This is a genomic window from Stenotrophomonas sp. YIM B06876, from assembly GCF_030711595.1.
Classification (GTDB): Bacteria; Pseudomonadota; Gammaproteobacteria; order Xanthomonadales; family Xanthomonadaceae; genus Stenotrophomonas.
In genome coordinates this window covers 1-26,113 of record NZ_JAUJUJ010000011.1, presented here as the reverse complement: position 1 = coordinate 26,113, position 26,113 = coordinate 1, and the positions used below count along the sequence as shown (strand labels likewise).

26 protein-coding genes are annotated in these 26,113 nt (G+C 65.6%); 19 read left to right on the top strand and 7 right to left on the bottom strand.

Annotated features, from left to right (window positions below; translation table 11 throughout):
• The first annotated feature begins 1 nt into the window (after window position 1).
• On the top strand, window positions 2-220 hold the full coding sequence (infA, locus tag QZH66_RS06665; RefSeq protein ID WP_005409596.1) for a translation initiation factor IF-1: 219 nt from the start codon (window positions 2-4) through the stop codon (window positions 218-220).
• 235 nt (window positions 221-455) lie between these two features.
• Here infA and clpA read toward each other — a convergent pair whose 3' ends face one another.
• Together clpA and clpS are read right to left on the bottom strand one after the other, a co-directional pair.
• Window positions 456-2,735 (bottom strand): ATP-dependent Clp protease ATP-binding subunit ClpA, encoded by a 2,280-nt coding sequence (gene clpA / locus QZH66_RS06660; protein ID WP_305805175.1) that lies wholly within the window; start codon window positions 2,733-2,735, stop codon window positions 456-458.
• Between the two features lie 566 nt (window positions 2,736-3,301).
• Complete coding sequence (gene clpS, locus QZH66_RS06655) at window positions 3,302-3,622, bottom strand: ATP-dependent Clp protease adapter ClpS (RefSeq protein ID WP_305805174.1); 321 nt, start codon at window positions 3,620-3,622, stop codon at window positions 3,302-3,304.
• Between the two features lie 96 nt (window positions 3,623-3,718).
• On the opposite strand from clpS, the gene QZH66_RS06650 reads away from it, so the two are divergent.
• The 6 genes from QZH66_RS06650 to QZH66_RS06625 all read left to right on the top strand — a co-directional run bounded on the left by QZH66_RS06650 (window position 3,719) and on the right by QZH66_RS06625 (window position 8,067).
• Window positions 3,719-4,192 carry a YbjN domain-containing protein gene (locus QZH66_RS06650; RefSeq protein WP_305805173.1) on the top strand — a complete coding sequence of 158 codons (474 nt, stop codon included), beginning with the start codon at window positions 3,719-3,721 and terminating at the stop codon, window positions 4,190-4,192.
• Between the two features lies 1 nt (window position 4,193).
• Window positions 4,194-4,655, top strand: a complete 462-nt coding sequence (locus tag QZH66_RS06645) for an NUDIX hydrolase (RefSeq protein WP_305805172.1) — start codon at window positions 4,194-4,196, stop codon at window positions 4,653-4,655.
• Window positions 4,652-5,773, top strand: a complete 1,122-nt coding sequence (gene mnmA / locus QZH66_RS06640; RefSeq protein WP_305805171.1) for a tRNA 2-thiouridine(34) synthase MnmA — start codon at window positions 4,652-4,654, stop codon at window positions 5,771-5,773. Before QZH66_RS06645 ends, mnmA begins: the two co-directional genes overlap by 4 nt.
• A gap of 14 nt (window positions 5,774-5,787) precedes the next feature.
• Window positions 5,788-6,402, top strand: coding sequence for a high frequency lysogenization protein HflD (hflD, locus tag QZH66_RS06635; protein WP_305805170.1), 615 nt, complete (start codon window positions 5,788-5,790; stop codon window positions 6,400-6,402).
• Window positions 6,403-6,515: 113 nt separating this feature from the next.
• Window positions 6,516-7,706, top strand: a complete 1,191-nt coding sequence (locus QZH66_RS06630; RefSeq protein WP_305805169.1) for a methyl-accepting chemotaxis protein — start codon at window positions 6,516-6,518, stop codon at window positions 7,704-7,706.
• Between the two features lie 82 nt (window positions 7,707-7,788).
• Window positions 7,789-8,067, top strand: a complete 279-nt coding sequence (locus tag QZH66_RS06625; protein ID WP_305805168.1) for a hypothetical protein — start codon at window positions 7,789-7,791, stop codon at window positions 8,065-8,067.
• 694 nt (window positions 8,068-8,761) lie between these two features.
• On the opposite strand, the gene QZH66_RS06620 is transcribed toward QZH66_RS06625, so the two are convergent.
• Window positions 8,762-11,557: an EAL domain-containing protein gene (locus QZH66_RS06620; protein ID WP_305805222.1), complete on the bottom strand. Its 2,796-nt coding sequence runs from the start codon at window positions 11,555-11,557 to the stop codon at window positions 8,762-8,764.
• A 195-nt stretch (window positions 11,558-11,752) separates the two neighbouring features.
• Here QZH66_RS06620 and QZH66_RS06615 point away from each other — a divergent pair, with 195 nt between their 5' ends.
• Both QZH66_RS06615 and QZH66_RS06610 read left to right on the top strand, forming a co-directional pair.
• Entirely contained in the window at window positions 11,753-13,795 is a 2,043-nt protein-coding gene (locus QZH66_RS06615; protein WP_305805167.1) for a PAS domain S-box protein, read from the top strand.
• A gap of 4 nt (window positions 13,796-13,799) precedes the next feature.
• Window positions 13,800-15,524, top strand: coding sequence for an EAL domain-containing protein (locus QZH66_RS06610; protein WP_305805166.1), 1,725 nt, complete (start codon window positions 13,800-13,802; stop codon window positions 15,522-15,524).
• An 8-nt stretch (window positions 15,525-15,532) separates the two neighbouring features.
• Here the strand turns inward: QZH66_RS06610 and QZH66_RS06605 are convergent, their stop codons facing one another.
• From QZH66_RS06605 to flgA, 4 genes are all read right to left on the bottom strand, one after another.
• Window positions 15,533-16,684 carry an ATP-binding protein gene (locus QZH66_RS06605; RefSeq protein ID WP_305805221.1) on the bottom strand — a complete coding sequence of 384 codons (1,152 nt, stop codon included), beginning with the start codon at window positions 16,682-16,684 and terminating at the stop codon, window positions 15,533-15,535.
• Between the two features lie 165 nt (window positions 16,685-16,849).
• The gene (locus QZH66_RS06600; protein WP_305805220.1) at window positions 16,850-17,182 is read right to left on the bottom strand and encodes a flagellar protein FlgN; all 333 of its coding nucleotides are present in this window, start codon (window positions 17,180-17,182) and stop codon (window positions 16,850-16,852) included.
• A 2-nt stretch (window positions 17,183-17,184) separates the two neighbouring features.
• Window positions 17,185-17,490 (bottom strand): flagellar biosynthesis anti-sigma factor FlgM, encoded by a 306-nt coding sequence (gene flgM, locus QZH66_RS06595; RefSeq protein ID WP_305805165.1) that lies wholly within the window; start codon window positions 17,488-17,490, stop codon window positions 17,185-17,187.
• A gap of 64 nt (window positions 17,491-17,554) precedes the next feature.
• Window positions 17,555-18,199, bottom strand: a complete 645-nt coding sequence (flgA, locus tag QZH66_RS06590; RefSeq protein ID WP_305805219.1) for a flagellar basal body P-ring formation chaperone FlgA — start codon at window positions 18,197-18,199, stop codon at window positions 17,555-17,557.
• A 124-nt stretch (window positions 18,200-18,323) separates the two neighbouring features.
• On the opposite strand from flgA, the gene QZH66_RS06585 reads away from it, so the two are divergent.
• The 10 genes from QZH66_RS06585 to QZH66_RS06540 form a co-directional block, all read left to right on the top strand.
• A complete protein-coding gene (locus QZH66_RS06585) occupies window positions 18,324-19,268 on the top strand; it encodes a chemotaxis protein (protein ID WP_305805164.1) in 945 nt (314 codons plus the stop codon).
• A gap of 218 nt (window positions 19,269-19,486) precedes the next feature.
• Window positions 19,487-19,885 carry a flagellar basal body rod protein FlgB gene (gene flgB / locus QZH66_RS06580; RefSeq protein WP_305805163.1) on the top strand — a complete coding sequence of 133 codons (399 nt, stop codon included), beginning with the start codon at window positions 19,487-19,489 and terminating at the stop codon, window positions 19,883-19,885.
• Between the two features lie 3 nt (window positions 19,886-19,888).
• Entirely contained in the window at window positions 19,889-20,296 is a 408-nt protein-coding gene (gene flgC, locus QZH66_RS06575) for a flagellar basal body rod protein FlgC (RefSeq protein WP_305805162.1), read from the top strand.
• 26 nt (window positions 20,297-20,322) lie between these two features.
• On the top strand, window positions 20,323-20,994 hold the full coding sequence (locus QZH66_RS06570) for a flagellar hook capping FlgD N-terminal domain-containing protein (protein ID WP_305805161.1): 672 nt from the start codon (window positions 20,323-20,325) through the stop codon (window positions 20,992-20,994).
• 32 nt (window positions 20,995-21,026) lie between these two features.
• Window positions 21,027-22,250, top strand: coding sequence for a flagellar hook protein FlgE (gene flgE, locus QZH66_RS06565; protein WP_305805160.1), 1,224 nt, complete (start codon window positions 21,027-21,029; stop codon window positions 22,248-22,250).
• A gap of 34 nt (window positions 22,251-22,284) precedes the next feature.
• Window positions 22,285-23,034 (top strand): flagellar basal body rod protein FlgF, encoded by a 750-nt coding sequence (locus QZH66_RS06560; protein WP_305805159.1) that lies wholly within the window; start codon window positions 22,285-22,287, stop codon window positions 23,032-23,034.
• A gap of 99 nt (window positions 23,035-23,133) precedes the next feature.
• The gene (flgG, locus tag QZH66_RS06555; protein ID WP_305805158.1) at window positions 23,134-23,919 is read left to right on the top strand and encodes a flagellar basal-body rod protein FlgG; all 786 of its coding nucleotides are present in this window, start codon (window positions 23,134-23,136) and stop codon (window positions 23,917-23,919) included.
• Between the two features lie 23 nt (window positions 23,920-23,942).
• A complete protein-coding gene (gene flgH, locus QZH66_RS06550) occupies window positions 23,943-24,635 on the top strand; it encodes a flagellar basal body L-ring protein FlgH (protein ID WP_305805157.1) in 693 nt (230 codons plus the stop codon).
• A gap of 8 nt (window positions 24,636-24,643) precedes the next feature.
• Window positions 24,644-25,762 (top strand): flagellar basal body P-ring protein FlgI, encoded by a 1,119-nt coding sequence (locus QZH66_RS06545; protein ID WP_305805156.1) that lies wholly within the window; start codon window positions 24,644-24,646, stop codon window positions 25,760-25,762.
• Window position 25,763: 1 nt separating this feature from the next.
• On the top strand, window positions 25,764-26,113 hold a 350-nt coding region (locus QZH66_RS06540; protein WP_305805155.1), incomplete at its 3' end, for a rod-binding protein.

Sequence of the window (26,113 nt, the reverse complement as noted above, 5' to 3'; positions counted from 1 at the left end):
CATGTCGAAAGACGACTCCATTGAGTTCGAAGGCACCGTCAGCGAGACGTTGCCCAACACCACCTTCCGGGTACGACTGGAAAACGGGCATGAAATCATTGCCCATATCTCCGGCCGTATGCGCAAGAACTACATCCGCATCCTGACAGGCGACCGCGTCAAAGTTGAAATGACGCCGTACGACCTGACCAAGGGGCGGATCACCTACCGCATGAAGTAAGCGGTATCGGGTGACTCAAAAAAAGCCAGCCTAGCGCTGGCTTTTTTGCGTGCGCGGAATACTTCCGCCGGCTGCGGATCGCGGTTTTTTTGACACAACTGCCGCCCGCCGCCCTGCAATGGGCAACGCCAAGTCGCGGCCATGCAGAGCGCGGCGATGTCGCAGGAGCACTCACGGTTGCCGCCAAAGAAAAACGGCGGCCGAAGCCGCCGTTCCCGTATTGCCATGGCGCAGGTCAGACCGTTGCCGGCAGCAACCGCTCCGGCTCCGCTTCGGTTTCCACCACCAGTTCGCCGTCGCGCACGTCGATACTGACCTTGCCGCCGCCCACCAGTTTGCCGAACAGCAGCTCGTCGGCCAGCGGACGCTTGACCTTGTCCTGGATCACCCGCGCCATCGGGCGCGCGCCCATCAGCGGGTCGAAGCCGTGCTGGGCCAGCCAATCGCGGGCCTGCGGCGTTGCCGACAGGCTCACATGCTTCTCCTGCAGCACCATCTCCAGCTCGATCAGGAACTTGTCCACCACCCGCAGGATGTGTTCGAAACCCAGCGGCTGGAACTGCACCACAGCATCGAGGCGGTTGCGGAATTCCGGAGTGAAACTCTTGCGGATCACCTCCATCGCATCGGTGGCATGGTCCTGACGGGTGAACCCGATCGAACGGCGTGCGGCCTGCGCCGCCCCCGCATTGGTGGTCATCACCAGGATCACATTCTTGAAATTCGCCTCGCGCCCGTTCGTATCGGTGAGGATGCCGCGATCCATGACCTGCAACAGGATGTTGAAGATGTCCGGATGCGCCTTTTCCACCTCGTCAAGCAGCAGCACGCAATGCGGCGTCTTGACGATCTTTTCGGTCAACAAGCCGCCCTGGTCGAAGCCGACATAGCCCGGAGGCGCGCCGATCAGGCGGCTGATCGAATGCGGCTCCATGTATTCGGACATGTCGAACCGCACCAGCTCGATGCCCAGTTGCAGCGCCAGCTGCTTGGTCACTTCGGTCTTGCCGACACCGGTGGGCCCCGAGAACAGGAAGTTGCCGATCGGCTTTTCCGGATTGGCCAGCCCCGAACGCGCCAGCTTGATCGCCGAGGACAGCGTCTCGATGGCCGCATCCTGGCCGAAAATAACCATCTTGAGGTTGCGCTCCAGGTGCCTGAGCACATCCTTGTCGGTGGCGCTGACCTGCTTGGCTGGAATGCGCGCCATCTTGGCGACGATGATCTCTATTTCCTCGACGTCGATCAGCGCCTTGCGCTGGTCCTCCGGCAACAACCGCTGGCGTGCGCCGGCCTCGTCGATCACGTCGATCGCCTTGTCCGGCAGCAGCCGGTCGCCGATGTGCTTGACCGACAGGTCCACCGCCGCCTGCAACGCTTCGTCGGCGTAGGTGACGCTGTGATGCGCCTCATACTTGGGCTTGAGTCCCTGCAGGATTTCGTAGGTTTCGCCCACGGTCGGTTCGACGATGTCGATCTTCTGGAAGCGTCGTGCCAGCGCCCGGTCTTTTTCGAAGATGCCGCGGTATTCCTGGAACGTGGTCGAACCGATGCAGCGCAGTTCGCCCGAGGCCAGCGCCGGCTTGATCAGATTGGACGCATCCATGGTGCCGCCCGAGGCCGAACCCGCACCGATGATGGTGTGGATCTCATCGATGAACAGCACCGCGCCCGGGATTTTCTTCAGCGCGCTGATCACGCCCTTCAGGCGCTTCTCGAAATCACCGCGGTATTTGGTGCCGGCCACCAGCGCGCCCAGGTCCAGCGAATAGATCACCGCATCGGCCAGCACTTCCGGCACGCTGCCATCAACGATGCGCTTGGCCAGGCCCTCGGCGATGGCGGTCTTGCCCACTCCGGCCTCGCCGACATAGAGCGGGTTGTTCTTGCGGCGACGGCACAACACCTGGATGGTGCGTTCGATTTCATCGCGGCGACCCACCAGCGGATCGATCCGCCCGGCCCGCGCCAGTTCGTTGAGATTGCTGGCGTAATCGGCCAGCGCGTCGCCCTTGGACTCGCCCTCGCCGGCTTCGGCATGGTTTTCCACATCGGCAGCCGGCGGCACTTCGCCGTCCTCGCCCAGCTTGGCGATGCCATGGGAAAGATAATTGACGATATCCAGCCGGGTCACATCCTGCTGGTTGAGGTAATAGGCGGCATGCGAGTCCTTCTCGCCGAAGATGGCCACCAGCACATTGGCGCCGGTAACCTCCTTCTTGCCGGAAGACTGGACGTGATACACGGCCCGCTGCAACACCCGCTGGAACCCGAGGGTGGGCTGGGTGTCGCGGCCGTCATCGTCGGCCAGACGCGAAACCGAGGTTTCCACCGCCTGTTCGAGATCATGCCGCAGGCGGTCCAGATCGGCTCCGCAGGCCTTCAGCACAGCCTGCGCAGACGGGTTTTCCAGCAGGGCAAGCAACAGGTGCTCGACCGTCATGAACTCATGACGAGCCTCACGGGCGCGCTTGTAGCACTGGCCGATGGTTTGCTCGAGATCTTTACTGAACATGGATTGCTCCGACGGCGGTTGCCAACAATATGAGGCCTGAGTTCACAATTTCCATCACCCTACCGGATAGGCGCGTTTAGGCGGCGTTAGCAACCGACACTTTGCCTTCCCCCTGTCATTGGGGTTGCCGGAATTATTCCAAAGCCCGAGCCAAGGGCCCTTTTCAGACGGTCGCCGTGCGTCGGCGGCCATCCGCGCCGCGGAAGGCCGCTGACGGAACGGCTTGCCTACGGGCGCCCAAGCGCCGTCGGCTGGGCGGCACTGCTGGAACACAGCAGATCAATTCCCACAACATCATGTTGATGGAAACGCTCGCGCCCTGGGATGGCCGGCAAGCCTGCGCAAGTGGTTACCTGAAAGGCCGCATGATGGCCGGAGCAGGTGTGTTCGCTGGACGTCGGTATTCCTGCGGCTGGACGTGGCACGACGGTCACCTGCCAGCTGCGGGACCCCCCCTGTGCACCACGTCATCGCCGGTGCCGGATGATGGCAAATGCACGATGCCTGCATGCCAGGGCCGGCGTCTGATCGCGGCCGCGCCCTCACCACGGCCTGACCGCCTGCGCTCAGGCCTTTTCCATCGTGCACAGCAGCGGATGCTGGTTCATCCGTGAGAATTCGTTGACCTGGGCCACCTTGGTCTCGGCCACTTCGCGGGTATACACCCCGCAGATCCCGCGGCCGCGGGTATGCACGTGCAGCATCACCTGCGTGGCCTGTTCCAGATCCATGGAGAAGAAGTTCTGCAACACCAGCACCACGAAATCCATCGGGGTGTAGTCGTCATTGAGCAAAATGACCTGGTACAGCGGCGGTGGCGCGACTTCCGGCTTGCCGGGGGCAACCAGCACACCGTGTTCGATGTCTTGTTGGGTCTTATGAGGCATCCGTCAATTATACCGGCTCCGCAGTAGCGGGCATTGGACGCGCGCCCCCCTGCCCCCGCACAATTCACCGGTAATCCACCTTCCTGCAGGGGACGCATGAAAAAAATCGCACTCGGGCTCGCACTGGCCTCCCTATGGGGTGCCGCCGGCGTTGCCAGCGCCAACACGCCCGATCGCGTCGTGGGCCGCCTGCTGGATGCGCTCAAATACGAGTATGAAGTCGATGAAGATGGCGACTACAAGCTGGTCTACGCGGTGGGTGAGGGCCGCACCCAGCTGGTATTCGTCCGTTCGTCCGTGGAAACCTTCGGCAACCACCATATCCGTGAAGTATGGTCGCCCGCGTACCGTTCTCCCGGTCCGCAATTCCCTGCCCCGGTGGCCAACCGGCTGCTGGAGGACGCCAATACCAGCAAGCTCGGCGGCTGGGTGAAACAGGGCGAAACCGCCATGTTCGTGGTGAAGATCGATGCCGACGCCAGCGCCGAGGTGCTCAGCGACGCGATCGATGCCGCCATCCGCAGCGCCGATGCGATGGAGCTGGAACTGACTTCCAAGGACGAGTTTTGACGTGAACGCAGTGCAGTCCCGGCGTTGGGCGCCGCATGTGACCGTGGCCACCGTCGTCTCACGCGCCGGGCAATTGCTGCTGGTGGAAGAAGAAATAGGCGGCCGCCGGCTACTGAACCAGCCGGCGGGCCACCTGGAGCCGGGGGAAACCCTGGCCCAGGCGGCAATGCGTGAAACCCTCGAAGAGACCGGCTGGGAGGTGCAGCTGACCAGCCTTATCGGCAGCTACCAGTGGACCGCGTCCGACGGCACGCCGTTCCTGCGTTTTGCTTTCGCCGGGGAGCCGCTCCGCCACCATCCCGCGCAGCCGCTGGACAAGGGCATCGTGCAGGCCCTGTGGCTGGACCCGGTTGCGCTGCAGGCCCAGTCCGCACGCCTGCGCAGCCCGCTGGTGTGGCAGGTGGTCAAAGACTGGCTGGGCGGGCAACGCTATCCGCTGTCACTGCTGAAACAGCTGCCATGAGTACGCCGCAAATCGTGGTCGGTGTGTCCGGCGGGGTCGATTCGTCGGTCGCTGCATTGACGCTGGTACAGCAGGGGTTACCGGTGGCCGGACTGTTCATGCAGAACTGGGCCGACGACGGCAGCGGCCACTGCCGCGCCGAGGAAGACCGCCGCGACGCCGTGGCGGTGTGCGGCCGGCTGGGTATCCCGTTTCATTTCCGTGATTTTTCCAACGAATACTGGCAAGGCGTGTTCGAGCATTTCCTGGCCGAGTACGCGGCCGGGCGCACGCCCAATCCCGATGTGCTCTGCAACCGCGAAGTCAAGTTCAAGCACTTCCTGGAGGCCGCCCGCGAACTGGGAGCCGAACGCATCGCCACGGGCCATTACGCCCGCATCGACCAGCAGCGGGGCCGGTGGCGACTGCTGCGCGGCGCCGACCGTGGCAAGGACCAGAGCTATTTCCTGCACCAGCTCGGCCAGGCGCAGCTGGCGGCCACCCTGTTCCCGATCGGTGAACTGCAGAAAAGCGACCTGCGCCGGATCGCCCGCGAGGCCGGCCTGGCCACGCACGCGAAGAAGGATTCGACCGGCATCTGCTTTATCGGCGAACGTGATTTCCGTGAATTCCTCGGCCAGTATCTGCCGGCCCGCAGCGGGGAGATCCATGACCCCGAAGGCAACGTCATCGCCACCCACCCGGGGGTTTTCTACTTCACCCTCGGGCAACGCGAGGGGCTGAATATCGGCGGCGTCCGCGGGCGCCCGGCGGCGCCGTGGTACGTGGTCGGCAAGGACGTGGCCAACAACATCCTCTATGTCGACCAGTCCCACGACAGTCCGTGGTTGCAATCCACCCGGCTGCGCTCGGAAACCATGCACTGGATTGCCGGCACGGCACCGGCCGCGGAGTTCCAGTGCACCGCCCAGACCCGCTACCGCCAGCCCGATGAGCCCTGCACGGTCAAGGTCGGCGATGATGGCAGCCTGCAGGTGCGCTTCGAGCGCCCGCAACGGGCGGTCACCCCGGGGCAATCGCTGGTGTTGTATGACGGCCAGCAATGTCTGGGCGGCGCGGTGATCGCCACGACCGATGCGCCGCTGGAACAGCGGCTGGGCGCATCCACCTCTTCCTGAAAGGTACCTGCTACATGAGCTTTTCCATCGACGACCGCGTACTGGCATTGGCCGGCATCGCCCAGGCGCTGCAACAGGTGCGCCGTATCGCCGAAACCGGCCATTCCGAAGCGGCCATCGTTGGCGCGGCAATGGACAGCCTGATGCGGGTCGACGCCGACTCCCCGGCTGAAGTGTTCGGCGGCCGGCAACGGCTGGAGCCGGGCTTGCGGCTGCTGCGTGACTACTTCCGCAACCAGGGCAAAGATGAAATGCTGCCGCGCCTGGCACTGGCGGTGCTGCAGCTGGAGCGCCGTTTCGCCCGCGACAGCGCCACCGTGGCCAAGGTCGCCACCGGCATCGGGCAGGCGAGCGTGCGCGCACGCCAGACCGGCGACAGCAGCCACCCCGACGTACTGGCCGCGATGGGCGGCCTGTATGCCGACACCATCAGCCAGCTGAAGCCGCGGATCATGATCCAGGGCAACCCGCATTACCTTGGCCAGGCGGGCGTGGTGTCGGAGATCCGCGCCCTGCTGCTGGCTGCGGTGCGTGCAGCGGTACTTTGGCGCCAATTGGGTGGCAACTACCGGGGACTGCTGCTTTCGCGGCGGCGCATGGCCGAGGCGGTGGACCGCGCGCTGCGCTGAGGCAGGCCTGGCGTGTGCGACGCAGCGCACATGCGCGGCGAATGGACGCATGCCCGGCTAAAGACCGGGCCACGACTGCCGATACTGCATTCGTGACACTCCCGAGAACGTCCATGTACCCACGCATTGCAATCCGCCTGGCCGCCCCCCTGGCCATGACCTTCCTGCTCCCCATCGCGGCAGCCTTTGCCTGGCCGACCGCAGTGGTCTGGGCCATTCTCACCACCATGGTGCTGAGCTGGCTGGGGTTCGCGTACTGGAGCGTCCGCTCGCAGTCGCAGCGCTCCCCGGAGCAGGCCCGCATCCTGCGCGAACAGGATCAGCTGCTCAACGAGCTGCGCCATTTTGTCGGCAATGAGATCGACGGCTCGCGCAACGAAATCGAGCGCGCCCGCGAGCTGATCCGCCAGGCCGTGGCCGGCCTGGGCGGCAGCTTCGATGCGATGAACCGCAAGTCGCGCCAGCAGAACCAGGCGCTGGCCCGGATCGTTGATCGCGCAGGGGAAGACGGCGGTTCCGGCGTCGATGTGGCCCGCTTCGCCCAGCATGCCAGCCATCGCATGGAGCAGCTCGTTGAGGCGCTGGAACAGGTCAGCGGCCAGAGCACCACCACCGTGCAGCACATCGACCAGATGGCCCAGCACCTGGATGGCATCTTCGCGCTGCTGGAGGATGTCAAGTCGATCGCCGACCAGACCAACCTGCTGGCGCTCAACGCGGCCATCGAGGCCGCCCGCGCCGGTGAGGCCGGGCGTGGTTTTGCCGTGGTCGCCGATGAGGTGCGCAACCTCTCCGAGCGTTCCACCACCTTCAACGAACAGATCCGCAAGCTCGCGCACAGCTCCAAGGACGCCATCGCCAAGGTCCGCGAGACGGTTTCGCACATGGCCTCGCGCGACATGGACCGCTCACGTGAAGCGCGCCAGGAGGCGGCAACCATGTTGGAGAACGTGGCCGCCATCAACGCCTCGCTGGGTGAAGGCATGCGTGAAATCTCCGAGTGCGGCCGCTCCATCGACAGCAGTGTGGCTGAAGCCGTACGCGCGTTGCAGTTCGAGGACATCGCCACCCAGGCTCTGGGCGGTGTGCACACGCATCTGGACCGGCTGAACACCATCAACCGCGAAGCGGTGGCCCTGCAGGAATTGCTGCAACGCAATGGCGGCATCTTCGACAGCGAGATGGTCGGCGCACTGCAGCGGGCGGGCAGCCGCCTGCGGGAAATGCGCAGCGAATGGGAGCGCCCGCCGCACAAGCCGGTGACCCAGCAAAGCATGGGCGCAGGCACCGTGGAACTGTTCTGACCCAGCACTTTGCTGCACCCCGAAGCCCCGGCATGGTCCGGGGCTTTGCCTGTTCCGACGCTATTGCGATGTAATCTACTGCATGCTTTCTGTCGACACCGCCGCCGAATGCCCTGTGCCGGTCAATCCGCCTTCCGGGCGCAACCATGGCTGTGTGCCAACGGCGACGGTATCCCCGCCGTCCCCCGGCAGGCACAACAGCCTGACGGCCCTGCCCCGCCTTGAGGCCATTGCCCGCAACGAGTTGAAGGCCTTGCAGACCCGCAGCATCAGCGCTACCGGCGCAGACGACTGGTTGGGCGCGACGATCGCGTGGGATCTGGGACTGGCCCTGCTGCCGCCGGCAGCGCGGAACGACTGAGTCATTGCGGTATCCCGGCGGGCCAGCCGGGCAATCCCGGCAGCTCCGCAAAGTTCCACAGCAATGTGCTGGAAGTGCGGCGGCAATGCCATCACAAGCGAGCCACAAGCGCAGTGATGCAGTCGGTAGCAGCGACGTGCATAGTTGCCCTGCCACAGACCCTGGCAACTGCCGGTGGTGCCTACGGCCAAGATCCATCGAAGCACGGTGCAAAACCGATGCCGGCCGGAATCCAGCCCCCACGGGCGAACGGCTTCCTACGGGATCAACCGTCCGTGCGCGGTATCCCGCCAGGACGTCGCACACCGCACTTCCGCTGATCAGCGGGAAAAGACGCCTGCGCAGAGGTGCCAGGGCCGGCGCGGGACCGTGCGGACTTGCTTCGTTCGCACCATGCGTTTTTCCCTGCACCTGGGCAGGGCCACCAATGCCCGCGAAGCGGCAAGCCGGTGCGCGCCACAATTGCAGTGTTGCACCCTGCGAAAGTGAAAAAAGCAGGCACGCGCCTGCCTGTGGGTATTCCAGAAAAAAACCATGCCGTGTCCGCAGGACGCTGATCGGCCTGCGGACAGCGCGGCGCTTGTGACCGGGACCGCACCCGGAAGGCGGTCGGCGCAGCGCCACGGCCTTGGTGCATCGCTGCAATCAGCCCTGCCTGCATACCGGCAGCGTCGGCCCGCCGCTCCGGTGCGGCTTAAACGCGGACGACGTCGACCGGATCCGGCGCCGTTGCCGCGCCAGCCGGCAGCGGCAAGGCGTGCGTCTGCCGCAGCCATTGCGCCAGCTCGCGCGGCGGAAGCGGACGCGAATACAGGTAGCCCTGGATTTCATCGCAGCCCTGGCGCCTCAGCATGGCGTCTTCCTGCTCGGTTTCCACGCCCTCGGCAACCACTTCCATGCCCAGCGCGTGGCCCAGATGCACGATGGCCTGGGTCACTTCCGCGGTGCCGGCATCATGCAGCATGCCCTGCACGAAACTGCGGTCGATCTTGAGCCGCTGCACGGGGAACCGGTTGAGGTAGTGCAGATTGGAGAAGCCGGTGCCGAAATCATCCACCGCCAACGGCACACCATGCTGCTCGAACGTTTCAAAACACTGGCGCAACGCCTCTGTATCGCGGATCAGCGCCGATTCGGTCAGCTCCAGTTCCAGCCGCTGTGGCGACCAGCCGCGGGCCCCGCAGATCTCGATCACCCGCTCGGCAAAGCCGCGTTCGCGCAGCTGCATTGCCGAGACGTTGACCGCGATGCGGTCGAACTCCAACCCTGCCTGCTGCCATGCGGCGGCCTGACGGCAGGCCTCACCCAGCACCCAGTCGCCGATGGCGACAATCTCGCCGCATTTTTCCGCGATCGGGATGAACTCGGCCGGATTGCATGGTCCCATCCCGGGGCGGTTCCAGCGCAACAACGCCTCGATGGCTGGCGCCTGTCCACTGGCGGTGTTGACCAGTGGCTGGTAGACCAGCGTGAATTCGTCGCGATCCAGCGCGCCATGCAGGGCGTGTTCGATCTCAAGTTTGCGCTGGATGCGGACCAGCGCATCCTGGCTGTAGTACTGATAGGTGTTCCGGCCGGCCTCTTTGGCCGCGTACATCGCCGCATCGGCCGCCCGCAGCAGCGACTCGAAGTCCTGCCGGCCCTCCTCCAGCAGCGCGATGCCGACGCTGGCACCGACCTTCAGGGTCGAGTCCCCGCGGTACAACGGCTCGGCCAGCGAGGCGATCAATTTGCGCGCGACGTGACCGGCATCCTCCGGCTCGGCCAGATCACGCAGGATGACGATGAACTCGTCGCCACTGAAGCGGCCAAACAGATCGGCATTGCGCAGATTCTGGTGCAGGCGCGACGCCGCCGCCTTGAGCAGCATGTCGCCGGTCGCGTGGCCGAAGGTGTCGTTGATGCTCTTGAAACCATCCAGGTCGATGAACAGCATCGCCAGCGTCGCGCCGCGCTCGCGGGCTTCGATCATCGCTTCATTGGCCTGCTCGCGCAGCAGCATGCGGTTGGGCAGCCCGGTCAGCAGGTCGTAATGGGCCAGCAGCTCGATCCGTTCGTTCGCCTCGCGTTCGCGGGTGATATCGCGGAACAGCACGACAAAACGCTCGGGCAGGCCGTCACGGCGATCCAGCTCGATCAACACCTGCACCCACACGCGCTGCCCGGAATGCCGGTAGAAGCACAGGTCCAGCTGCTCGGGGAGTCCGCCGTCGCCGATCCGCCCCAGCGCCGCTTCAAAGCTGTCGCGCGAGTCCTGGGTGTACAGCGCCAACGCCTGGTCCAGCGAAACCGGCTCCTTGCGCAAACCGTGGATGCGATAGCACTCCTCGGTCCATTGCATGTGGCGGGTGGTCACCTCGATCTCGCAACCGCCGATCCGGCCGAGGGCGGAAACCCGGTTCAGCAGCTCGGTACGCCAGCGGATCAGCGCATCGGTCTGACGCTGCTCGCTGACGTTCTGCGCCTGCCCGGTGATCGATGTGATGTTGCCGCCGTCATCCAGCAAGGGTTGCATCCACACCCGCAGGTGCATGCCGGCGTCGCCGTCGCTGCCAAGCTCCAGCTCGAACGTGCACGGCTGGCCGTCGTGATGCATCCGCCGCCATGCCGCCAGCAGCTGCACCCGGGCGCAGCGGCGCAATCCACGCCACCAGATCCGGCCTGCGGCAAGTGCGCCTTCCGGTACCCGCAGCGCGGCATGCAGTTCCGGCGACCACCAGAACTCACCACTGGCCCGCTCCCATGACCAGCTCCCCATCTCGGCGACACACTGGGCATGGCGGAGCAGCAGCTGCTGCTCGCGCAGGCGGGTTTCCAGCGATTTCTGCTGCTCGATGTCGGTATGGGTGCCGATCATCCGCAGCGGCCGGCCATCGGCATTGCGCGCCACGATGCGGCCGCGATCCAGCACCCAGCGCCAGCTGCCGTCGTCCTGGCGGATGCGGAACTGGCACGAGTAGCTCTCGCTCTCTCCTTCCAGATGGGCCTGGATGGTGGCGCGGAATTGCTGCTGGTCGTCGGGATGCACCCGCGACAGCAGTTCGCGTCGACTGGGTGCAGGCAGCGGTTTGAGTTCGCCGGGCAGGCCATGCCAGCGCTGGGAGCGAAACACCCTGTCACTGGGAATATCCCAGTCCCACAGGCCATGCCCGGCGCTTTCCAGCGCCACTTCCCAGCGGCTGCCATTGTTGCCCGGCAATTCCGGAATGCTGAAGACATAGGCCAGCACTGCGCCATCTTCATCGCGCACCGCACTCAGCCAGCCGTCATGCCGACCCGCCGCCTCGGCCGGCAGCGTGCAGGCCACCATGTCATCGAAGGCACGGGCGCGCAGCCCTTCCAGCGAGGCGGCGTAGCTGGACAGGGTTTCAGGCAGGCCGTGTTCCCGCGCCGCCGGATTGGCCGCGAGCGGGCGGCCGAGGCGATCGAGGATCACCACGGCGGCACCCAGCGGATGCTTCAACAGACTTGCGATCACACCCTGGTCCACGCGTTGGAGCTCCAGTGACATACCCGATACCCGGGAACTTGATAGGTAGCGGCGGATCGCGCCAATAATTGAGGACTGCGTCAGCGCCTCGATGACCCAGCCGGTAAGATGGCGCCAGGCTTCAACCGGCGCAATGTCCTGCCCCGCACTATGCGAACCGCTCCCCGTTCTGTCGATTCCCCGGCCACCCTGGGCATGCCCTCCCCGCCAGCGCCCGCGCTCAGCGTCGGGCGGGGCCTGTTCCTGTATCTGCTGCTGGGGCTGGGATGGGCGCTGCTGGGTAGCACAGGGAGCGTCGATGCCGTCAGCCGGGACTGGGAAAGCGTGACCTTCGTCGTGCTCAGCGCGCTGATGCTGGCCCTGTTGTGGCTGCCACAGGCGCGCCGTGCCCGACGTGCCCACGCGCAGCTCGGGGATACGGCCAGCCATTACCGGCAAATGTTCGACCGCAATGCCGGGTTGATGCTGGTCTATGACCTGGAATCGCTGCAGATACTGGATGCCAATCCCGCGGCCGTGGAGTTCTTCGGCTGGTCGCACGCCGAATTTGTTTCATTGACCGTAGACGCGCTGTGGCCCGATGGTCTGGATGAGAAACTTGAGCAGGCGATCGCCCGGATCCGTGTCGATCCAAACCGGTACTGCGCCATCACCGACCAGCTCGTGCTCAAGGATGGCAGCCGGCGGTTGATGGAGGTACGCGGGAATTCAATCACCCACCGCGGGCGCACCGCGCGGCTGGTCATCGCCACCGACCGCAGCCCCGAGATGCAGGCCCGCGAACGCAAGCAGCAGGCCCTGGCCCGCCTGCAGGAAGCGCACGACATCGCCCGCATCGGCGCCTGGGAACTGGACCCGGACACCGGCCTGGGCCTGTTTTCCGACCAGGCCTATCGCCTGCTGGGTCGACGCCCGCCCTCGCAACCGCGCTGGCGCCGGGTCGAGGACCTGCTGGCTGGAATAGACCCCGATGCCGGTGCCCATACCGCGCGGCTGATTGCGGACCTGTGTGCGGGCCGCAGCCGCCAGATCGATGTGCTGATCCCGCTGATGTCCATGGATGGCCGCGCTCTTACCATCCACCTGCGCACGCAGAACAACGCGGGTACCGCGGAGATTCCCCGCATCCTCCATGGCACGCTGCAGGACGTGACCGAACGCGAACAGGCCCGCCGCCTGCTCAGCGAGCGCGAGGAGCAATTCGGCGAGCTAGTGCGCGTGCTTCCCGATGCCGTACTCATCCTGGCGGCCGGCCAGGTGCTGTATGTCAACTCGGCCGGCGCCGCGCAGTTTGCCGGCAGCAGCGAAAACCTGCTGGGCGAAACCCTGGAGAATCTGGTCGACAGCGCCGATCTTTCCCGCGTCCGCGACTATCTGCTGATTCCCCAGCGCTACCGCAGCACGCTTGCCACGCTGGCCCCGCGCATGCGCCGCCGCGATGGCAGTCGTTTCCGCGCCAGCCTGGCAGTGGGTGATGTCCGTTACGGCGGCCGCGACTGCAAGTTGCTGGTCATCCGCGACCTGACCCAGTCCGAGCGCGATCGCCACGCACTGGAAGTGAGCAACCGCGAATTGCAGGCAATGGCCGGGCGGCTGTTCTCGTTGCAGGAAGACGAACGCCGCGCCATTTCGCGCGACCTGCACGACGACATCGGCCAGGCCATCACCGCGATGAAGCTCTCCGCCCACGCCGCGCTGGATGAAAGCGATCCGCAGCGCCGTCGCGAGGATCTGCAGCAGATCACCGGCCTGGCCGATGTCACCGTCGTCAAGTTGCGCAACCTGTCGATGCTGTTGCGTCCGCCACAGCTGGACGCGCTGGGGCTGGAGGCGGCGTTGCGCTGGCAGGCCGGCATGCTGTTCCGGTCTTCGCCGGTGGAGCTGGCTGCGGCGGTCAATGCGCTTCCGCAGCGGCCCAGTGGCGAGATCGAACAGGCCTGCTTCCGCATTGCCCAGGAGAGCCTCACCAACGCCCTGCGCCACGCCAATGCCAGCCAGGTGCGGCTGCTGCTGGATGACCAGGAGGGGCGTTTCCTGCGCCTGCAGGTGATCGATGACGGCGAAGGTTTCGACCTGCGAGGCCCCCGCGGCCTGGGTCTGATCGTGATGCGCGAGCGCGCTCAGACCGCTGGCGGCACCGTGGAAATCCACTCCGCGCCCGGTGCCGGCACCCATATCGACCTGCGGCTTCCCTACCGGAACGTCGCGCACGACACCCCCGCAATGGCAGGACACTGACCCGATGTGGAACTCTCCCCTGCCCCTGGGTCACGACGAAGCGGCGCCGCACCGGCTCGGTGCCGGCAATCCCGAGCTTCTGGCGATGGTGGGCACCGCCGCAGCCGGTGGCACGCCGCTGATGCTGATGCATCTGGATATCGACCATTTCGCCTCGGTCAACGAGAACATGAGCGCCGAAGTGGGCGATCACGCGCTGGTATTGATTGCGAACCGGCTGCGCGACCACCTGCAGGGGCGTGGCCAGCTGTGGCGCCACGGCAGCGATGAATTCCTCATTGCCATTCCGCGCGTGCCCGGCACCCCGGCGCCGGAGGAGTTCGCCGAGCAAATCCGCCAGCAGATGGAGCTGCCTTTGTCGGTGTTGCCCTACACCTTGTTCATGACCGGCAAGATCGGCGTGAGCCTGTGCCCGGAACATGCCACCGGCACCAGCCGGCTGCTGGATCTGGCGGAAGACGCACTGCACCAGGCCGCCCGCGAAGGCGGCAACACCGTGCATATCCATACGCTGGACAAACCCGGCAGTGCCTACAGTGAAAGCATCATTTCACGACAGCTGATCGACGCCATTCCCAATGGTGAGCTGCGGCTGCGCTACCAGCCGCTGGTCAGCGCCCGCGACGGTCACGTGGTGGGAATGGAGGCGCTGCTGCGCTGGCAATCGCCGACGCTGGGCATGCTGGTACCCGAACGGTTCATGCGCACCGCCGAGCGGCTGGGCATCATCGTCCAGATCGGTGCGTGGGTGCTGGAAGTCGCCCTGCGCCAGGCGCGGCTCTGGCGCGACCAGGGTTTCGATGATTTCAACGTGGCGGTCAATGTCTCCACCCTGCAGCTGCTGCGCCCCAACTTCTTCAGCGAAGTGGTGGCGCAACTGCAGGCCGCTGGCGTGCCGGCACGCATGCTCACCCTGGAAATCAACGAAAGCGCGCTGACCAACAACGTCAACTTCGTCCACGAAACCCTGGCCAACCTGCGCAACGAAGGCATCAGCCTGAGCCTGGACAACTTCGGCACCGGCGACTCCAGCCTGACCGCGCTGGTGCGCTACCCGGTGGACAAGCTCAAGATCGACCGGAGTTTCATCAAAAGTGCGCCCACCGCCAACCGCGAGGCCGCGATCGCCCGCGCCATCATCGCCATGGGCCACCAGCTGGGCATGACCGTGATCGCCAACGGGGTGGAAACCCAGGCACAGCTCGGTTTCCTGCGTCGCAACGACTGCGACGTGTTCCAGGGCTACCTGTTTGGCGAACCGATGTCGGCCGAGGCAGCCGGCATGACCCTGCGCCGGCGCTATCTGCGGCCCGAAGCGTTTGCCGAAACCCGGCCCGACCGCACCCTGCTGCTGCTGGATGACGAGGAAAACGTGCTGCGCTCGCTGGTGCGGCTGTTCCGCCGCGACGGCTACCGGATCCTGGCCGCCGGCAACGTGCGCGACGCGTTCGACCTGCTGGCGATCAACGATGTGCAGGTCATCCTGTCCGACCAGCGCATGAGCGACATGAGCGGCACCGAATTCCTCGGCCGGGTGAAGATGCTCTACCCCGACACCATCCGCCTGGTGCTGTCCGGCTATACCGATCTGAACACGGTGACCGATGCGATCAACCGTGGTTCGATCTACCGCTTCCTGACCAAACCGTGGAACGACGACGAGCTGCGCGAGCACATCCGCCAGGCCTTCCGCACCCACGACGAAAAACGCCGCGACAGCGGCACCTGAGTACCGCGTCAGTTTTTCGGCTGCCGCACCGGCAGCACGATCCGGAAGCGCGAACCCTCGCCAGGCGTGCTGTCCAGGTCGATGCGGCCGTGGTGCTTGTTGATGATGCCGTAGGAGATCGACAACCCCAGCCCGGTGCCGCTGCCGACCGGCTTGGTGGTGAAGAACGGATCGAAGATGCGCTGGCGCAATTCCGGTGAAATGCCGGCGCCGTTGTCCTCGAATTCCACGAACACCTCATCGCCATCCACGCCGGTGGTGACCACGATGTTGCCGCGCTCGGCAATCGCGTGGCCGGCGTTGAGCAGCAGGTTCATGTAGACCTGGTTCAACTCCGACGGCAGGCATTCGATCATCGGCAACTCGCCGTAGCGCCGCTCCAGCGTCGCCTTGTACTTGAGCTCGTTCCAGATGATGTTGATGGTGGATTCCAGCCCCGCGTGCAGGTCCACCAGCTTCCACGACTCGTCGCGGCCGGAATAGGAGAAATCCTTCAGGTCGCGCACGATGCGGGTCACCCGCTCGATGCCCTCGCGCGATTCGGCCATCAGCTGCGGCAGATCGCGACTGATGAAATCGATGTCGAAACGCTGGCGGATGTCATCGATTTCCGGGATCAGCGCCTTCGGATCCGGCGCCCGCAACGCGCGCTCATAGGCTTCGATCACGGTGAACAGGCTGCGCAGGTATTCCTGCAGGCTGCCCAGGTTGGAGTGCACGTAGCCGATCGGATTGTTGATCTCATGGGCCACACCGGCGGCGAGCTGGCCGATGGACGCCATTTTTTCCGATTGCAGCAGTTTTTCCTGGGTGCCGTTGAGGCGCAGGTAGGCCTGCCGCAACTCGGCATGGCGTTGCTGCAGCTCGCGCTCGTAGTCTTCCCTGCCCTCAATGCTGTGGAACATCGCCAGATAGTGGCCGTCGGCATTCTCGGGGTGGTGATAGACATGGGCGATCAGCACCCGCTCGCCGACCGGCAGGCTGCCATTCCAGGCGCCGGTTTCCCTGGCCTGGGACAGCGCGTGCGGCGGCAGCAGCTCGATCAGGCGTTGCCCCAGCGGCGCGATATCGATATCGGCTCCGCCGAACATCTCGCGCACCACGTCATTGGCCAGCGCCACGGCGCCATCCTCGCGAAACAGCAGGATGCCCTCGCGCATACGCTTGATCAGGCCAAGCAGCGCATCGGCCGAAGGCAGCGGAACGGCAGGCGGTGGGGATTTGGCGGTAGTCACGTTACATCGCGGGCAGCGGGCAGGCCGCCCAATATACCCGCAACCCCCGCACGACTGGTTTTGCACGCAGGCGTGTTGCCGCGGGCGGGCTCAGGCGATCGCCAGCGGCCGGCGGGTATGCAGCATCTGCGACTGGCCCTTGGCATCGTAAGCCGAGGCATTTTCGCTGCGCCCCAGTTGCCGCAGCGCCCAGCCCACCTCACGGCGACGGCGTGCCAGCAGCACGCCATTGGCACGGTTGCGCTCGGCCAGTTCCTGCAGCCGTTCGGCGTTGTCCATCGGCGGCCGGATCTCCAGCGCCCGCAACGCCTCCAGCTTTTCGCCGGTGGCGCGGATCAACGCCTGCACATCATGCTCCACCAGCGCCTGACGCTCGCTGTCCAGGGCATCACTGAGCTGCTGCATCGGGTCGTTCATCACCAGCCTCATCCGCCGAGCTGCTGGTCCAGATCAAGCATGCGTGCGGCAATGGCTTGCGGATTGATCCGGTAGCTGCCGTTCTGCAGTGATTCGCGTACCGCGTCGACCCGGGCGCTGTCGATCGCCGGCGCGGCAGAAAGCTGACGCTGCAACGCCTGCAGGTTGGTGGCCTCGCCGGTCAGGCGCACGCTGTCGGCCGCCTGTACGGGCTGGGTACGGGCTTCGCCGACGGGAGCGGCAGCCTTGCCGGTGGTTGCAACCGGGCGCAACTGGGCGCTGGCTGCGATACCGCCGTCGATTTTATGGCTCATGGAAGGCATCCTGGATTCGGTTCGTAAAAGTTAACGGCGCTGGGCCGGGGATCTTTAGCGGCAATTATCGTGAAACCAGCACGTCGCCGCCGGCCGCGACCACGCCCTGCACCACGCGCCGCGAGGAGAGGTTTTCCACCGACACCCGGTCATTTTCGCCGGCATCGCCCAGCGCCCGGCCCGCCACCCGCACCTCGATCCCGCCGCGACGGGACACCAGCGACACATTGTCGCCGCGCCGCACCAGTCGCGGCGACACCAGGTCGGTGGCGGAAAGCAGACTGCCCGCGGCCAATGTACGCCGGGCGACGCGGCCGATGGCCTGCTGCGGATCGGTCAATACCGCCCCGGCAATGCGGGCGGTGTCACGTTTGACCGACCCGATATCGGCCGGGCCCAGGATTTCGCCTGCCGCCAACCCGCGATTGAGCACCAGCACCGCCTGTTCGCGGCGGATCTTGAGCGGGACAAACAGGCGCCAGCCGCCCGCCTGCGGGCAGCTCACCTCCACCGTGGTATTGGCGGTGGCACGCGCCTCCAGCGCGACCGGACAGGCCGGAAGGCGCAAACCGGCGTCCAGCGTCGCCTCGGCGTCGGTGCCGGCATCGAGTGTGGCCAGTGCGGCGCTGCGGATCGACTCCACCGGCTGCCAGCCTGCGGCCCAGACCGGAGCGGCCAGCAGCAGGCACAACATCAGCATCGGGCGCATCGGGCGCATCGGCAACTCCAGCAACGTCAGGTCCGGCCTTCGATGCAAGTGGCGTGCCGCAAACGCCGCGCCCTGTTTTATAACGGGCCTCAAGTTCCGCCGCCCACTCGCCGATACCGGGTGCATGTCCCATGACCTGCTCAATCGCATCGACCAGCGCACGCGCCTGGCCGGCCACAATCGTCTGGCCCTGCTGCTGTTCCGGCTCGGCGGGCGTCAGCTTTTTGGCGTGAACGTATTCAAGGTGCAGGAAGTGCTGCGCCGGCCGGCACTGTTTCAGGTGCCGGGGCTGCCTTCGCAGTTCGCCGGGGTCGCCGACGTGCGCGGCCGATCGGTGCCGGTGCTCGACCTGGGCCTGGCGATCGGCCATCCCGAACGCGAACCGGACGCCGATACCGCCCCGGGCTATCTGGTGGTGACCGAGTTCAACCGCTCGATCCAGGGGTTTCTGGTCAGTGGGGTGGAGCGGATCGTCAATATCGCCGTGGAAGACATCCATCCGCCGCCGGAACTGGGAGCCGAATCCAGCTACCTGACCGCGGTCACCCGCTTCCAGGGCGAACTGATCCAGGTCATCGACGTGGAAAGCGTGCTGGCCGACATCGCCCAGATCCGCGGCGAAGCCGTGCTCGACCCGTCGATGGCGTTGCCGGCCGACGCGCCGCCGATGCAGGTACTGGTGGTGGATGACTCGCGGGTCGCACGCCAGCAGATCCGCAACGTGCTCGACCAGCTCGGGGTGACCGCCACCCTGCTGTCCGACGGCAGGCAGGCGCTGGATCACCTGCTGCAGATCCATGCCTCCGGGGAAAACCCGGCTGACCGCTATGCGATGGTGATCTCCGACATCGAGATGCCGGCCATGGACGGCTATACGCTGACGACGGAAATCCGGCGCCACGCCGGGCTTTCCGGGCTCTACGTGCTGCTGCACACCTCGCTGTCGGGCGTGTTCAACAACGCCATGGTCGAGCGCGTCGGTGCCAATGCCTTTGTCGCCAAATACAGCCCGCATGAACTGGCCGACTTCGTGCTGCACCGCTTGAAACAGGTCGCCGCCGCGGCCTGATCCGCCGCCGCGCGGGCCTTAATGGAGCGACGTGAGTCGCGACCCGGCAATACAGCAAGGCCACATCGCGACTCACGTCACTCCTGCAGCGGGCGGATACCGGCCGCCACGGCAATCGTCCGTGGCCGCTCCGGCTTTGAGCCACCCTGCCCGTCCCGGCCCACCGTTCTGGCACGCCGCTTGCCTGTACCCCGGCATCGTTCCGCGGGAAGCGCGCCATGCCCAATCTGATTTCCAACTATCTGGGTGTCCATGCCCAGGCCATGCCGTTGCGCGAGCAGCGGATGAAGCTGATTGCCAGCAACCTGGGCAATGCCGACACCCCCGGCTACCAGGCCAAGGATCTGGACTTCGACGCCGCGCTGCGCCACGCGCAAGGCGGCAATGGCAACGGCGGGCTGGCCACGACCGCCGAGCAGCACTACCAGATTGGCGGTGACGGCCTCAATCCGTTCCAGATCCTGCGTCCGGGCAACCAGCCCAGTCTGGACGGCAACACCGTCGATCCGGATATCGAGCGCGCCGCCTACGGCCGCGCCGCGCTGGAGTATCGCGCCTCGCTGAGTTTCGTCGAATCCAAGGTGCGCACCCTGCTCACCGCGATCACGGGGCAATAAGCGATGAGCAATCTGCCGATCTTCGATATCGCCGGCTCCGCGCTGCAGGCGCAGTCGGTGCGCATGAGCACTATTGCCTCCAACCTGTCCAATGCCGACTCCGTGGCCGGTTCGGCCGAGGCCGTCTACAAGCCGCTGGAGCCGATCTTCCAGGCCGTCACCAGCCGCCAGGACCCCAACCTGACCTCGGTGCAGGTCAAGCAAATCCACCAGAGCGACGCTGCGCCGATCAAGCGTTATGAGCCCAACCATCCGCTGGCCGACGGCGACGGCTACGTCTACTCGCCCGATGTCGATCCGGTCGCGCAGATGGTCAACCTGATCTCCACCTCGCGCAATTACCAGGCCGGCGTGGAGATGCTCAATACCGCCAAGGAACTGGCGCTGGCCACGCTGACCATGGGTCGCTGACCCCCTCGCCTCCGGATATTCCCGTTATGAGCACCACCGTCAATACCGATATCTATGGCTCGCTTGGCCTGAGCAACCCGGCCAGCCCCCAGACCAGAAAGAAGGACGTGCTGGACCAGGCCGACTTCATGCGGCTGATGACCACCCAGCTGCAGCACCAGGATCCGCTCAAGCCGATGGACAACAGCCAGATGGTGGCGCAGATGGCGCAGCTGTCCACGGTCCAGGGCATCAACCAGTTGAACGCCTCGGTGCAGGGATTCCAGCAATCCATGTCCGGCGACCAGATCCTGCGCGGCGCGGCCCTTGTCGGCCATGAAGTACTGGTGCCGTCCAGCAAGCTTGCGCTCGAGGAGAGCGGCGCGGTCAGCGGTACGGTGGCAGCGCCCGGACCGGGGTTTGTCACCGTGGACATCACCGATGCCAACGGCCTCAAGGTCAACCAGATCAGCGTTGACGCCGGCGCCGCCGGCGAAGTCGCGTTCCAGTGGGACGGCACCGACGCCGATGGCAAGCGCATGCCCGCAGGCAGCTACAGCATCACCGCCCACCACACCGGCAGCAGCGGTGAGCAAAGCAAGCTCAACACCTACGTACAGGCCGCCGTGGAGAGCGTGACCGTCGGTTCCGACGGGCTCTACCTCAACCTCAAGGGCCTGGGCACGGCCCCGCTCGACTACGTGCTCCGCATCAGCTGAGCCGCCCCACCGACACCAGAAGGGACATTCCAATGGGCTTCAATATCTCGCTGTCCGGTATCAATGCCGCCAACGCGCATCTCAACGTAACGGCGAACAACATCGCCAACGTCAACACCACCGGCTTCAAGGAATCGCGCGCCGAGTTCGCCGATCTGTTCAACTCCACCAGCTACGGGTTGTCCTCCACCGCCGTCGGTTCGGGCACGCGCGTCACCAACGTGGCCCAGCAGTTCTCGCAGGGCAATATCGATACCACCGGCCGCAGCCTGGATCTGGCTGTCGCCGGCGAGGGCTTCTTTACCCTGAGCATGAACGGCTCGCGCGTGTATTCGCGCGCGGGCAACTTCCAGACCGACAGCAATGGCTACGTGGTCAACCCGCAGGGTGCACGCCTGCAGGTGTTCGCCCCCAATGGCGACGGCACCGGTTTCGAGACAGGACAACTGATCGATCTGCGCCTGTTGACCACCGATAGCCCGCCGCGCCCGACCAGCAATGTCGAACTGGCCTTCACCCTGCCGGCCAATGCCAAAGTGCCGACAGTGACCCCGTTCGATCCGGCTGACTCCAACAGCTACAGCCAGTCCAGCGGCGGCGTCACCGTATACGACTCGCTGGGTGTCAGTCACACCCAGACGTCCTACTTCGTCAAGACCGCCAACCCCAACGAGTGGCAGGTCTACAACTACGTCGATGGCGTCGCCGCTGGCGCGCCGACCACGCTGGAGTTCTCCAACAACGGCGTATTGACCGCTCCGGCCGACGGCAAGATCATGATGGACCCGTTCACCCCCAGCACCGGGGCCGGCATGTTGACCATGTCGCTGAACATCACGGGTTCGACCCAGTACGGCGAGAAATTTTCGCTGCGCAACACCGCCCAGGACGGGTATGCCTCCGGCAAGCTCAATGAAGTCAGCATCTCCGAAGAAGGCGTGGTGTATGCACGCTATTCCAATGGCGTGGATGTGGGTCTGGGACAGGTCGCACTGACCAACTTCAACAACCCGCAAGGGCTGAAGAACCAGGGCAGCAACCTTTGGTCGGAAACCTACACCTCCGGCACGCCGCGTACCGGCACACCGGACAGCTCCGACTTCGGCCAGATCCAGGCCGGCTCGCTGGAAGCCTCCACCGTCGATCTGACCGAACAGCTGGTCAACATGATCACCGCGCAGCGCAACTTCCAGGCGAACTCGCAGATGCTCTCGACCCAGGACCAGATCACCCAGGCCATCATCAACATCCGTTGATGACGGCTGCTGACCACATCACGGAAAACCACTGATGGACAAGGCCCTTTACGTCGCCATGACCGGCGCCCGCGCCTCGCTGCAGGCGCAGGGTACGGTCTCGCACAATCTCGCCAACGCCGATACGCCGGGCTTCAAGCAAGCGCTGGCCAATACCGAGGCGTTCCGCATCCAGGGCCCGGGCTATCCCTCGCGTGTGGATGCCCTGCATGTCGACGCCGGCTTTAACCGCCGCGTCGGCGCGCAACTGGTCACCGGCAACGCGCTGGACCTGTCGCTGCAGCCCGGCAACTGGCTGGCAGTGCAGGTGCCCGAGGGCGGCGAGGCCTATACCCGCGGCGGTGCGTTGGCGCTCACGCCCAATGGCCAACTGGTCACCGCCGAAGGCAATGCGGTGCTGGACGACAACGGCAATCCGATGGCGATCCCACCACACCAGGCCATCGAGATCGGCAGCGACGGCACCATTTCGATCATTCCGCAGGGCGAAGGCCCGCAGACGATGGCGATGATCGGCCGCCTGCGCGTGGTGCAGGCACCCGATGCACAGCTGGAACGGCGGCTCGACGGCCTGATGCGCAATACCGATCCGCAGCAGCCGTTCGCGCAAGCCACCGGCAAGGCGCTGGACAGCGGCCAGCTGGAAGGCAGCAACGTCGATGCCGCCGGCGCCCTGGTGCAGATGATCCAGCTGCAGCGGCAGTTCGAGATGCAGGTGAAGGTGATCAAGCACGGCGACGAGAACGCGCGCAGCGCCAACAGCCTGCTGCGTCTCAACGGCTGAGGCCGCCCGTCAGCAATCCGGCGCCGTTTTGGCACGCGCCATGCATCTACCCGTTTGAACGCCGCCCGCCGCGGCCGGTATCAGCAGAGGAACCGTTCCATGAATCAGGCATTGTGGGTCGCCAAGACCGGACTGGATGCGCAGCAGATGCGCATGTCGGTTGTTTCCAACAACCTGGCCAACACCAACACCACCGGTTTCAAGCAGGACCGCGCCAGCTTCGAGGACCTGCTGTACCAACAGGTGCGCCAGCCCGGCGGTTCCACCTCGGCGCAGACGCAGCTGCCCACCGGCCTGCAACTGGGCACCGGTGTACGCGTGGTGGCTACCTCCAAGAATTTCCAGCAGGGCAGCCAGCAGCAGACCGGCCGCGCGCTGGACGTGATGGTCAACGGTCGCGGCTTTTTCGAAGTGATGATGCCCGACGGTTCCTCGGCCTATACCCGCGACGGCACCTTCCAGATCAATGCCCAGGGCGAGCTGGTCACCAACAGCGGTCATCCGGTGCAGCCGGGCATCCAGATTCCCGAGGGCGCGCAGTCGCTGACCATCGGCAGCGACGGCACCGTCAGCGTGCAGATGGCCGGTGAAGCGGCCTCGGTGGAAGTCGGTTCGCTGACGCTGACCGACTTCATCAATCCGGCCGGCCTGCAGTCCAAGGGCGGCAACCTCTACCTGGAAACCACCGCGTCCGGTCCGGCGCAGAACGGCACCCCCGGCCTCAATGGCGTGGGCAGCATCGTCCAGGGCGCGCTGGAGGGCAGCAACGTCAACGTGGTCGAAGAGCTGGTCAGCATGATCGAGACCCAGCGCGCCTACGAGATGAACGCCAAGGCCATCTCCACTACCGACTCGATGCTCGGCTACCTCAACAACAACGTCTGACCGCGTTGATTCCGGATACCGCCATGTCGCGCTTGTGCTCCCTGTTCCGCCTGTCCATTGCCGCCAGCAGCCTCGTGCTGCTGGGCGGTTGCGTGGTCGCCGGCGACGTACGGCCCTACCCGCTGATGGCGCCGGTGGTGCCGGTGATGGCAGCGGCCGCCGCGCCCAGCGCTGGCGCGATCTACGCCGCCGGCCCCGCTTTGAACCTGTATGGCGATCGGCGTGCGCGTGAGGTCGGCGATCTGCTGACCATCACCCTGACCGAGAACACCACCGCCACCACCACCGCCACCACCGCGATCAGCAAGCAGTCGCAGGTCGGCATCGGTACCCCGACCCTGTTCGGCGCGCCGGTCACGCTCGGCGGCAAGGACATCCTCAGCGCCGAAGCCAGCGCCGAGCGCGACTTCAAGGGCAAGGGCAACAGCGCGCAGAGCAACCGCCTGCAGGGCAGCGTCACCGTCACCGTGATCCAGCGTCTGCCCAACGGCAATCTGGTGGTGCAGGGGCAGAAGAACCTGCGCCTGAACCAGGGTGACGAGATGGTGCAGATCCAGGGCATCGTCCGCGCCGCCGACATCGCGCCGGACAACACCATTCCCTCCAGCAAGGTTGCCGACGCGCGCATCGCCTATGGCGGTCGCGGCCCGGTCGCGCAGTCCAATGCCATCGGCTGGCTGGGACGCTTCTTCAACTCGGCGCTGACGCCGTTCTGAGCCACGACATGAACCTGTCCTCCCTCTCTTTGCGCATCGCCGCCGCGTTCCTGCTTGCGGCCAGCGTCATCGCACCGGCCCATGCCGAACGCATCAAGGACCTGGCCCAGGTCGGTGGTGTGCGCGGCAACGCGCTGGTCGGTTACGGCCTGGTGGTCGGCCTGGACGGCAGCGGTGACCGCACCAGCCAGGCGCCGTTCACCGTGCAGAGCCTGAAAAACCTGCTCGGTGAGCTGGGCGTCAATGTTCCGGCCAACGTCAATCCGCAGCTGAAGAATGTGGCCGCCGTGGCGATCCATGCCGAACTGCCGCCGTTCGCCAAACCCGGCCAGCCGATCGATATCACCGTGTCCTCGATCGGCAACGCGGTCTCGCTGCGCGGCGGCTCGCTGCTGATGGCGCCGCTCAAGGGCGCCGACGGCGAGGTCTATGCCATCGCCCAGGGCAACCTGATCGTGGGCGGCTTCGGTGCGCAGGGCAAGGACGGCTCGCGGATGTCGGTCAACATTCCCAGTGTCGGCCGCATTCCCAACGGCGCGACCGTGGAACGTGCGCTGCCCGACGTGTTCGGGGCTGGCGGCGAGATCACCCTGAACCTGCACAAGAACGATTTCACCACCGTCTCGCGCATGGTCGCCGCGCTGAACAACGCGTTCGGTGCAGGCGCGGCGCGGGCGGTGGATGGTGTGACCGTTGCCGTGCAATCACCCACCGATCCCGGCGCCCGTATCGGCCTGCTGGCGCGCATTGAAAACATCGAACTGTCCCCCGGCAGCGCGCCGGCCAAGGTGGTGGTGAACTCGCGCACCGGCACCGTGGTGATCGGTTCGCACGTCCACGTCAGTCCGGCGGCGATCGCGCACGGCTCGCTGACGGTGACCGTGAGCGAATCGAGCAGCATCAGCCAGCCCAATGCATTCGGTGCTGGCCAGACCGTGGTCGCACCGCAGTCCACCATCACCGCCAGCAACGAAGGCAGCCGCATGTTCCGTTTCGACGGCGGCGCCACGCTGGATGAAATCGTGCGTGCGGTGAACGAAGTCGGCGCCGCACCGGGCGATCTGATCGCCATCCTGGAAGCCCTCAAGCAGGCCGGCGCGCTGAGCGCCGAGCTCGAGGTCATCTGACATGCGCATTTCCGCCTCGCCACTGGAGCTGAACCCGGCTACCGCCACCGACCCGGCCAAGATCGACAAGGTCGCGCGCCAGCTGGAAGGCCAGTTCGCGCAGATGTTGATCAAGAGCATGCGCGATGCCAGCTTCGGCGACTCGCTGTTCACCGGCGAGAACCAGATGTTCCGCGAGATGTACGACAAGCAATTGGCCGAGGCGATGACCAAAGGCCGCGGGCTGGGCCTGTCGAGCATGATCGCGCGCCAGCTCGGCGGCGATGCGTCCGCCAGCACCCCGGCAACCGACCCCTCGCTGGTGCGTCCGGCTGCCGCGGCTCGCGCCTATCGCCTGGCGTCGCCGGCCCC